This is a genomic window from Kocuria sp. APC 4018 (assembly GCF_030407675.1).
GTDB classification, from domain to species: domain Bacteria; phylum Actinomycetota; class Actinomycetes; order Actinomycetales; family Micrococcaceae; genus Kocuria; species Kocuria rhizophila.
On the sequence record NZ_JASDCY010000031.1, the window covers coordinates 21293 to 31446 of the forward strand.

Genomic DNA, 10154 nt, shown 5'->3' on the forward strand with positions numbered 1-10154 from the left:
GGCGCGCCGCGCCCGCCCTCCCGTCCACCGCTCTGCAGAAAGGCCCGCCCCGTGCGAGTTCTCCACATCGTCAACGACGCCGAGACCGGCGGCGCGCAGACCCTCATCGAGCAGCTGCTGCTGAGCCGTGAGGCCGGGGACGAGGCGCACCTGCTGGTGCTGCTCTCCCCCGGGGCGCTGTCCCCTCGCCTCGAGGCCGCGGCCACGAGCACCACCTACGCGGGGATGAGCCGCCGTGACGTGCTCCCCGTGGCGGCCGTGCGGGCCGTGCGGACTCTCGTGAAGCGGCACGGGATCGACGTGGTGCACTCCCACCTGCAGCAGTCCGACCTGGTCAACGCGCTCACCCCCCACGGGGCAGTACGGGTGTCCACGCTGCACTCCAGCCTGGACCAGGCCTCGAGCCGCGTGGCGGGGATCGTGTGGCGCATCGCCGCGAAACTGTCCTCACGCTTCGACGCCGTGGTGGCGTGCTCACCGTCCGCGCGGGACTTCGCAGTGGAGTTCGGCTACCGCTTCCCGGGCGAGCAGATCCGGATCGTGCACAACGGCTCCGTGACCGCCGCGGAGCCCGCCCCGGAGCCGTCGGGAGATCCGCTGCTGCTGCACCTGGGCCGCCACGCGCCGTCCAAGGACCACCCCACGCTCTTCGCGGCCTTCGCGGGGGTGCTGCAGCGCCACCCCCGCGCCCGGCTGGTCTGCGCGGGTCACCGCGTGGATCCCGAGAACACGGAGCTCACCCGAGAGCTGGAACGGCTGGGCATCGACCACGCCGTGACCCTGCGCGGCTCGGTGTCCGACGTGCGCGGGCTGATCCGCTCCGCGCACGCCATGGTGTTCTCCAGCAACCACGAGGCCCTGCCCATGGCGGGCATCGAGGCCCTGGGGGAAGGACTCCCCGTGGTCACCACGGACACGGGGGACGCACGGCTGCTGGCCGTGGAGCCGTGGGCCGTGGTGCCCATGTCCGATCCCGCGTCCTTGGCGGACTCCGTGTGCCGGCTGCTGGAACTGGGCCCCGGGCAGCGCCACGAGCTGCGTCGTCGCAGCTGGGAGCTGGCCCGGGACGAGTTCGACATCCGCGGCGCCGCCCGGCGCTACCGCGAGCTCTACGAAGAGCTGACCGCGGAGTCCTGAACGACCTCCCGCTGGGCCACGTTGAGCTCGTGGTCCCGGCGGCGGATCCGGCGGAACGCCGCCAGGAACACCAGACCGAGCGCCACCGCGCACACCGCGATGGAGAGGACGTCCGGGAGCACGCGCCCCAGCACGGCGAACACGACGGCGCCCACCCCGGCGGCGAGCACCATGAGCGCCCAGATGCGGAGGTTCTCCGCCTTCACACCGCTGGGCTCGGCACGTTCGCTGAAGTGCAGCTGCACGGGCACCGCGAGCGCCAGGGGCACCACGGAGGCCGCCATCACGATCTCCAGGTTGTCCGTCCGGGCCGCGAGCCACACCGCGGGCAGGGTGACCACCAGCACGGCGAGGCTGATGAGGGAGGCCACGAGCGGGCTGCCCCGCAGGGTCATGACCAGGGTGGGCACCTGACCCAGTGACTCGGCGAGCACACCCACGACCACCACGGCCAGGGCCGGTGCCGCGAACGCCATCTTGGAGCCGAGCCACACGGTCAGCAGCTCCGTGGGGATCGCCAGCAGCGGGATGCTGATCATGAGCCCCACCAGCAGGGACACCGTCATGGCCACGCGGATGTGCTCCGCGGCCTCGGAACCACGGGCCCGTTTGATGGGGTAGGCGAACGGCATGGCGATCCAGCTGACCACCAGACGAGCGCTCTGGCTCACGCGCATGAGCGCGCCGAACGCGGTGGCGGCCTGCAGCCCGAGGGTGGGACCCACCACGAACAGCGGCAGCTGGTACACGCCCAGCAGGGACAGCGAGCCGATGGACAGGACGGAGGACATCCGCAGCAGCGGTCGGCCCTGCTCCCGCCACGCCCCGGGCAGCGGACGCGCCAGTCCGAAGCGGCGCAGCACGGCGATGAAGCACACGACCGGCGGCAGCAGCAGCGAGAGGCACTCCACGAGCACCAGGGCGATCAGTCCCCCCTGGAGGGGGATGAGCAGGACGTATCCCGCGGCTCGTCCCAGGATGGACACCACGGCGGCCTTGCGCTCGATGTCCGGGCGGTTCAGCGCCCACAGCACCGAGTTGCACGCACGGCCCAGCACGGACACGAACAGCGTGATCCCGGCCGCGACCACCATGGGCACCACGGCGTGGCGGTCCCGCTCGGGGACGGCCACGGTTCCCAGGTACAGCGGGAACACCACGAAGTACAGGGTGGTGAGCACCACGGCGAGCACCAGGAACACTCCCACCGACACCGCCACGAAGCTCTCCCGGCGGCGCCGGTGGGCGGCGTCGTCGGGCAGGTCCGCGAGGGTGCGCACGATGCCCGTGCCCAGGCCGAAGTCGGACATTGTGAGCAGCTGGATCGCGCTGAACGCGATGACCCACAGGCCGTAGGACTCGGTCCCCACGATCGCGATGGCGAAGGGGTAGAGCAGGAGCAGCCCGAAGACGCTCGTGAATCCCGAGATGTAGTTCCACAGGATGTTGGCTCCCACGCGGGACGTGTCCGTCCGGGGCGCGGGGGCGGCGGGGGTGTCTGGCATGACGGTGCTACTGGACCTTCCACTGGGCGAAGACCTCGTCGAGCTGACGAGCGATCAGGTTGCGTGCGGTGCGCGAGAGCACCGAGTGGTCCACGTGCGGCACGAAGTGCTCGTGAATGTCCCGGCCGCGCCGTTGCAGCCGGGTCACCGCCCGGTCCGCCATGGTCTCCCGGTAGCGGGGTTCGTCGTCCGGACCCACCAGCAGGGTCACGGACCGGTTGTGGCTCGCCCGCTCCAGCACGTGGTCCGGGATCGACGCCGCCGGGCTGCGGGCCATCAGGTTCCACACCGGTTCCGGCGTGTGGTGGCGCAGGGCGAGGGATCCCGCCTGCTTGGCGTCCCCCAGCCGGTCCGTGGCCCAGACCCGCGCACCGCTCAGGGCCGTGCGGGCCCGCTCCGGCACCGTGGGAGCCGCAGCGCGCTCGGCGCCGTGCGGGGCCGACGCCGCGCGGCCCGGTTCGGTCCGCCCGTCCCCGCGCCTGCTGCCCGGGTGCGGTCCGGACGCCTCCGCGGGCCGGGCCGCGGTCTTGGCGCGCAGCTTGGCGTCCCCGTCGTAGCTCAGCCGCAGCTCGTCGAAGAACTTCTGGTTCATGCGCCACTCGTTCTGGCTGACGAGGACCATGGACGTTGCGGCGATCCCCGCGGGTTCCCGCGCGGCACGCAGGGCGGCCCACGCGCCGGAGCACAGCACCGTGGCCACCACGTCCGTGTGGAAGTGGTCCGCGAGCCACTGGGCCTGCTCCCGCAGCGCCTGCGCGTTGAGGTACCGGTACGGGTTGGGGTCCCGGTCCGACCACAGCAGGGCACGGTCCCCCGCACCGTCCCGGTCCGCCCGCAGGCTCACCACGCCCTGCCCCGCGAGCCGCCGGGCGGTCTCGGACCACAGGGTGGAGCCGTCGCGCGGCTCGGAGGCCCCGGGGGCGAAGAACGTCGTGGGCTTGCCCGGCCACGGTGCCACCGCAGCGGCCTCGTCCTGCACGGGCCCGGTCAGCACCCCGGGGTAGCCCTGGGGATCCACCACCACGATCTCCTCGGCGCACAGCTCACCGCTGGGAGCCCGGAACACGTTGCGCTGCGGTCCCCTGCCCCCGCAGACGGAATCCACCAGCTGCGGGCGGGGCAGCCGCCACAGCAGCTCCTCAAGCACGTCGTAGTGCACCCGCACGTCCAGGGACTCCACGCCGTACATCACCTTGGCGCGGGGCTGGTCCTGCTCGCGGTGGATCTCCACGTTGCCGGGCAGCTCCGGGAGCTTGCGCGGGTCCGTGAGGGTGGACAGCTGCCGCGCCTGCTCGTCCGTGAGCCACAGGCCCATGAGGTCCACCCCTTCCCCCACGGGGATCTCGGGGAGCGTGGCCCGGCGCAGCCGCGCCCACTGCTTGACGAACACGGCGCCGCTCACGGGTTCCCACGCGAGCACCCGGTCGAAGTGCTCCGCACAGCGCGTGAGCAGCCCCGCCCCCACCCGGTAGCCGATGCCGAACACGGGCAGGTCCTCGATGCCGCACACCTCGCGGGCCTGGCGGGTGGCGTCCAGGATGTTGCGCTCCCACTCGGCGAGCAGGTCCTCCTCCGGGGACAGCGCGTGGGAGTCCCCCACGCCCCGGTAGCTCACGCGCGCCACGCAGTATCCTGCCCCCGTGAGCAGCATCGCGAGCTGGCGCAGCGGCCGGTAGGCCTGCACGTGCTCCCGACCCACGGGCGGGGCGATCACCACCAGTCCCCGCGTGCGTCCGTTCTCGGGTGTGTGCAGCCACGTGAAGGTGGCGCGCTCTCCCGCGCCCGTCCACATCCCCGCGCCCCGCACCCCTGCGGGTGCGGTGGGTCGGCTGTCCACCTCTGGTGCTCGTGCCTCGATGACGGTCATGGTCTTCTCCCCCGGTCTCTCCCCTGTGATGCGCTGTTCACGCGTCCGTGTGCTCCGCGAGCGGGACGCTGATCCCGTAGATCTCGCCGAGCCTGCGGCGCTGCACCGCGTAGCAGTTCTCCCACAGCGCCTTGCGCGCCCACGCCGAGACCTCGTCCCGCGCCCGCTCGTCCGTGATCTCCGCCCAGCGCCGTGCCACGTCCTCCGGGGTGTCCACGACGACGGGCAGCCCCGCGTCGTCGAACACCCGGATCCGGCGCACGACCACCGGGATGTCGCTGAGCGCGGCCTCAAGCACGGTGATGGGGAAGCCCTCCCAGCGCGCCGTGTGCAGGTAGACGTCCGCGCGCTGCAGGTGCTCGCGCACCTCGTGGTGCCCCACCCAGCCCGTGACCTCCACGCCGTGCTCCCGCAGGAGCTGCTCGACGTCCGCGTCCCCGCCGCCGATCCACAGCGGGGCCACGCGGTGCCCGGCCGCACGGATGGCCTCAACGGCCTGCACGAAGAACACCGGGTCCTTCTGCGCGGCAAGGCGCCCGGCTCCCGCGACCACGAGCGGCGCTCCCGGCTCCGGTCGGCGCCTGGGACCCCCGTGCGGGTGCGCGATGTTGGGCACGTACACCGTGTGCGGTGAGATGGGTCCCCAGTGCGCCACGTTGTTCTCGGCCTTGGAGCAGCCCGCGAGCACGTCCGTGCGTGCCGCGAGCGCGCCCTCCAGGACCCAGTAGCCCAGCCTGGTGAGGCGGGAGCGGTCCAGGCGGGAGAAGGACCACGCGTGCGGCGTGTACACCTGCTTGATCCGGGACAGCGAGACGTCCAGGTACTTGTTGCTCGTGAGCTCCCGCAGGGCACTGTCCAGCGGGGCCGGCACGGCGCGCGTGCGGCGTCGTCCCGTGCCCTGCTCCCGCGGTTCTGCGAGCCCCGCGGGAACCTGGTCCTGGCCCGACGGCGCGAGGTCCGCGTGCGAGAGCAGGTCCCCGTGGCGCTCGGCGCGCGTGGTGGGCGCCGCGGGCGCGTTCAGCGGCGAGAGCGTGTCGTTGCGGCGGCGCGGCAGGTGGCCCACGGCCAGGCGGGCGTAGACCCCCGCGTAGCTCGAGTGGGAGTGGATCACGTCCGGCTTGACCTCACGGATGGCCCAGCGCGTGGCCTTGATGTTCGCCAGGTGCCCCCCGGGCAGCGTGCGCACCGAGGTGAAGTCGCCGTCCCACTGCGCCTCGAGGTTCACGGCCTCGGGCCGCAGGTGGCACAGCAGGTGGTGCTCGCACTCCGGCGTGGCGCGGGCGTAGTCGCGCACCGCGGCCGCCACGCCGCCGCCGAAGGCCTCGACCACGTGGAGCACCACGGGGTGGCCGCCCCGCGGCCCGGGGACGTCCCGTGGCGCCGGTCCGGGCGCCACGGTCGCCGACGTCGCCGCGGTGCCCGGCGACGCGCCGTGACCCGCTGAACGCGGATGCTGCAGAAACATTCAACCCCCCATGGCTGCGCGTCCGCGCGGAGGTCGCGGGGTGCGGTCAGGTGCGCGCGTGCTTGCGCGCCGTGCGGGATCCCCACCCCGCCGTTCGGCCGCCGCGTCCAGAACCCCCGGGACGGCCGGAGATCAGTCTAGAGAGGCGGACACCCTGCCAGTTGCCGTCAGGAGCCAGTTTCCTGCCCGCTCTTTGGCGGACACCCCGGCACCGCCCCTGATCCTGCGGCGGTCACGGGGGTGGCTCCCCCTGGCCCGGGCCGAGGGCGGCGCCCCGCCCTCCCGCCGTTAGGATGGACGGAAGCACCCGCGCCGGTCACCACGGGCGCGGAACCGACGAACCGCTACCGATCCCGCAAGGAGCACCATGTCCGTCAATGCATCCACCACCATCAAGGCCCCCGTGGACACCGTCCTTAAGACCTTCGTGGACGAGGCGTTCGTGCGCCACGTGACCGAGCTCGGTGGCGCGCAGTTCGAATCCTTCGAGGTCAACGGCGACACCTCCACCGCGTTCACCGCGACCACCGTGCGCAGCATGGGTTCGGACAAGCTGCCGGACGCCGTCAAGAAGTTCGTGAAGAACGGCGTGAAGTTCACCCAGGTGGACACCTACGACGCCCCCGCCGCGGACGGCTCCCGCACCGTGCGCACCGAGATCAAGGCCTCCGGCCTGCCCGTGGGCGCCACCGCCCAGCAGCAGGTCAAGCCCCTGGGCGAGCAGGAGACCTCCGTGGACGTCACCGGTGAGGTCCAGGCCAACATCCCGCTGGTCGGCAAGAAGATCGCCGCCACGGCCGAGCCCTACATCGGCAAGGCCCTGACCCTGCAGGCCCGCCAGGCCGAGGCGTGGATCGCCCAGCACTGACACCAGCAACGCCCCGGACGGCCGGACGGCACCCCGCGTGCCGCCCGGCCGTCCCCCATCCGACACGACAGTCGCGGACCAACCACGGTGCGCGCGTTGGGAGATCCTCGTAGTGAGCACGGACACGCAAACGGCCCCGGAATCCGGGGGACGCATCACCACATTCCTCCGCAAGGACACCACGGGCGGGCTCCTCCTGCTGATCGCCATGGTCCTGGCCATCGTGGTGGCCAACTCCCCGTGGAGCGAGGCCTACTTCGGGCTCCGGGACGCCGAGGTGGGCCCGGGAGAGGTGGCCGGGCTGCAGCACACCGTGGGGCACTGGGCCTCGGACGGGCTGCTCGCCATCTTCTTCTTCCTCACCGGTCTGGAGCTCAAGGCCGAGTTCGTGGACGGGGAGCTGCACAACCTGCGCAAGGCCATCCTGCCCGTGGTGGCCGCCGTGGGCGGCGTGGCGGTTCCGGCGCTGATCTTCCTGGGCATCAACCTGGCCTCGGGCGGTGACCCCACGGCGCTGCACGGCTGGGCCATCCCCACGGCCACGGACATCGCCTTCGCGGTCTCGGTGCTCGCGGTCGTGGGATCGTCCCTGCCGGTGGCCATGCGCACGTTCCTGCTGACCCTGGCCGTGGTGGACGACCTCATCGCGATCGCCATCATCGCCTTCGTCTACACGGAGAGCGTGGAGTTCGGGTTCCTGGCCGGTGCCGCCGTCATGCTGGGCCTGTTCTGGTTCCTTACCCACAAGTACATGGGCTGGTTCATGGCGCAGCACTGGGCGGCGTGGGTCATCCTGCTGCCGATCGGTGTGATCACGTGGTGGCTCGTGTACGAGTCCGGGATCCACGCCACGATCGCCGGTGTGCTGCTGGGCTTCATGGTTCCCGTGCTGAAGCAGGAGCCGCGCATCATCCGCCAGGAGGACCCCCGCATGGGCCTGGCTCCCGCCCTGGAGTACCGGTTCCGGCCGCTGTCCAACGGGCTGGTCATCCCGGTGTTCGCGTTCTTCTCCGCGGGCGTGGCCGTGGGCGGCTGGGAGGGCATCACCGCCGCCGCCACGGACCCCGTGGCCCTGGGCATCGTGGCCGGTCTGCTGATCGGCAAGCCCGTGGGCATCTTCGGAGCCGCGTGGCTCATGGACCGGTTCACCTCCGCGGAGAAGGACCGGGACTACACGTGGTTCGACATGCTGGGCATGTCCGTGGTGGCCGGCATCGGCTTCACGGTGTCCCTGCTGGTCGCGGAGCTGAGCTTCGGAGAGGGCAGCCCGCACAGCGACCACGCCAAGGTGGGCATCCTGTGCGGCTCGCTGCTGGCCGCGATCGTGGGTGCCGCGCTGATCGCCCCGCGCAACCGCAAGTACAAGGCCATGCGGGCCGCCGGTCACGATCCCGACACCCTGGACTGAGTCGACGACGCCGCACGCGCCCCACCACGAGCAGCGCCCCTTTCCGTGTGGAAAGGGGCGCTGCTCGCGTTCGTCCCCTCCGTCGCGCAGCCGCTGGTCCGAGGGGTGGGACCCGTCTGGTCAGGCGGGGTTGCGCGGGTGGACGTGCTGCTGGGTGGCGGTGAGCCCCTGCTCCGTGAGCATCTCCACGGCGTCCGCGGCCTCGGACACCAGCAGCGGCAGCTCCTTGGCCTCCGCGCCGGAGAACTTCTTGAGCACGTAGTCCGCGGTGTCCATGCGTCCGGGCGGGCGGCCCACACCCACGCGCACGCGCACGTAGTCCTTGCCGCCCATGGCCTTGGTGATGTCCCGCAGCCCGTTGTGGCCGCCCTCCCCGCCGCCGCGCTTGAGCTTGACGGCCCCGAAGGGGAGGTCGATGTCGTCGTGCACCACCACGAGATCCTCGAGCCCCAGCGAGTAGTACCCGGCCAGTGCGCTCACGGGTCCGCCGGAGAGGTTCATGTAGCTCAGCGGCTGGGCCAGCACGAGCCTCGGGGCGCCCGGGCGCAACCGCGTCTCGGCCACCGCGGCGCGCGCCCTGTGCGCCGACAGCCGTGCGCCTGCCCGCGCCGAGAGCTCCGCGACCACCATGGCGCCGATGTTGTGCCGCGTGCCCGCGTAGCGCTCACCCGGATTTCCCAGTCCCACCACCAGGGTGCGATCGCCCATGTCCTGCTCCTCACTCGTCGTGACTCTCGTGCCGTGCGCAATCCCGCGCCCCGTCCCCCAGCATTCCGGAACCTGCCTGGCACCGGGGCCCTCGGCGCCCCCGGGAACTCCCCGAGGACTGTACGTCCGGGCTGGCCGGCGCGCTCCTCGGTGCCCGGAACACAGAACGGCGGCGGGCGCCCATGGCACCCGCCGCCGTTCCGAGACCGCGTCGCGTCCGCCTGCGGGCGCGACCTGGGACCGGTCCTTACTCGCTGTCCTCGGAGGACTCCTCGGACTCGCCCTCGGACTGCTCGCCCTCGGTCTCCTCGTCCTCGGTCTCGGGCTCCTCGCCCAGGTCCTGCTCGATCGGCTCGGAGACGTTGACGACCAGGAGGTCGGGGTCGGACACGAGCGTGACATTGCCGGGCAGGGTGACGTCCTTGGCGTAGACGTGCTCGCCGGCCTCGAGGTCCGCGATGTCCACCTCGAGGTACTCGGGAACCTTCAGGGCGTCGGCCTCGACCACGAGGACGTTCTCCTCCACGTTGTGGATGGCGGTCGGTGCGACCTCGCCCTCCACGTGCACGGGGATCTCGACCTCGACGCGCTCGCCGCGGCGCACGGTCAGCAGGTCGATGTGGAGGATCTCGGGACGCACGGCGTGGCGCTGGACCTCCTTGATCATGGCCAGGTGGCCCTCGCCGTCCACGTTGATCTCCAGCACGGCGTTGGAGTTGCGGGAGGCCAGCATCATCTCGTGGCCCGGCAGGATCACGTGCAGCGGCTCGGCGCCGTGGCCGTAGATCACGGCGGGGATCTGATCGTTGGCGCGCACGCGGCGGGCGTAGCCCTTGCCGAAGTCGGTGCGCAGAGTTGCGGGAATGGTGATGACATCCACCATGATGGTGCTCCTTCGATCGTTGGTCTGGTTGGTCACCGTCAGACCGTCCGCGCGCTCGCGGTGCGGGTGGCACCGGACGTTCGGGCGGTCTGCGACCGACGTGGTGCGGCACTCCGCCCACCGCCCGGGAAGTCTGCACCGGGTGCGGCGGATCGAAAGGATCCACAGGCCGTCGTCGATAACGGGGCGCGCACGCCCCCTCGCCTTGGCAACCCGCACAGGATACCACGGGCGCCGCGGGCCGGCGGGGATCACGACGCCGCCCGCGCGGGGCGGGGTGCGCCTCACGGGCGCCGTTCGCCAACCACCGTTA

Annotated in this window: 8 protein-coding genes; 3 read left to right on the forward strand and 5 right to left on the reverse strand. The window is 72.0% G+C overall.

Going from position 1 to position 10154, the window contains the following annotated elements; all coding sequences use genetic code 11:
• Positions 1 to 51: 51 nt before the first annotated feature.
• Positions 52 to 1137, forward strand: coding sequence for a glycosyltransferase (locus QL985_RS07290; protein ID WP_070636241.1), 1086 nt, complete (start codon positions 52 to 54; stop codon positions 1135 to 1137).
• Here the strand turns inward: QL985_RS07290 and QL985_RS07295 are convergent.
• Genes QL985_RS07295 through QL985_RS07305 form a run of 3 tightly spaced genes read right to left on the reverse strand, consistent with a single transcriptional unit; the run spans position 1110 to position 5839 of the window.
• A complete protein-coding gene (locus tag QL985_RS07295; protein ID WP_121566460.1) occupies positions 1110 to 2642 on the reverse strand; it encodes a lipopolysaccharide biosynthesis protein in 1533 nt (510 codons plus the stop codon). The genes QL985_RS07290 and QL985_RS07295 overlap by 28 nt on opposite strands.
• Positions 2643 to 2649: 7 nt before the next feature.
• Positions 2650 to 4509, reverse strand: a complete 1860-nt coding sequence (locus QL985_RS07300; RefSeq protein ID WP_121566461.1) for a hypothetical protein — start codon at positions 4507 to 4509, stop codon at positions 2650 to 2652.
• 37 nt (positions 4510 to 4546) lie between these two features.
• Positions 4547 to 5839 (reverse strand): glycosyltransferase, encoded by a 1293-nt coding sequence (locus tag QL985_RS07305; protein ID WP_223110461.1) that lies wholly within the window; start codon positions 5837 to 5839, stop codon positions 4547 to 4549.
• Between the two features lie 502 nt (positions 5840 to 6341).
• Here QL985_RS07305 and QL985_RS07310 point away from each other — a divergent pair.
• Together QL985_RS07310 and nhaA are read left to right on the forward strand one after the other, a co-directional pair.
• Positions 6342 to 6842: a DUF2505 domain-containing protein gene (locus QL985_RS07310; RefSeq protein WP_039102229.1), complete on the forward strand. Its 501-nt coding sequence runs from the start codon at positions 6342 to 6344 to the stop codon at positions 6840 to 6842.
• Between the two features lie 112 nt (positions 6843 to 6954).
• Positions 6955 to 8250, forward strand: coding sequence for a Na+/H+ antiporter NhaA (nhaA, locus tag QL985_RS07315; RefSeq protein ID WP_019310133.1), 1296 nt, complete (start codon positions 6955 to 6957; stop codon positions 8248 to 8250).
• A gap of 120 nt (positions 8251 to 8370) precedes the next feature.
• Here the strand turns inward: nhaA and pth are convergent, their stop codons facing one another.
• On the reverse strand, positions 8371 to 8958 hold the full coding sequence (gene pth / locus QL985_RS07320) for an aminoacyl-tRNA hydrolase (RefSeq protein WP_039102231.1): 588 nt from the start codon (positions 8956 to 8958) through the stop codon (positions 8371 to 8373).
• 247 nt (positions 8959 to 9205) lie between these two features.
• On the reverse strand, positions 9206 to 9841 hold the full coding sequence (locus QL985_RS07325) for a 50S ribosomal protein L25/general stress protein Ctc (RefSeq protein ID WP_070636232.1): 636 nt from the start codon (positions 9839 to 9841) through the stop codon (positions 9206 to 9208).
• Between the last annotated feature and the right edge of the window lie 313 nt (positions 9842 to 10154).

Coding starts and splice junctions, on each gene's coding strand:
- QL985_RS07295 (WP_121566460.1), bottom strand. CDS start 2,642: ATGCCAGACACCCCCGCCGCCCCCGCGCCCCGGACGGACACGTCCCGC.
- QL985_RS07300 (WP_121566461.1), bottom strand. CDS start 4,509: ATGACCGTCATCGAGGCACGAGCACCAGAGGTGGACAGCCGACCCACC.
- QL985_RS07310 (WP_039102229.1), top strand. CDS start 6,342: ATGTCCGTCAATGCATCCACCACCATCAAGGCCCCCGTGGACACCGTC.
- pth (WP_039102231.1), bottom strand. CDS start 8,958: ATGGGCGATCGCACCCTGGTGGTGGGACTGGGAAATCCGGGTGAGCGC.
- QL985_RS07325 (WP_070636232.1), bottom strand. CDS start 9,841: ATGGTGGATGTCATCACCATTCCCGCAACTCTGCGCACCGACTTCGGC.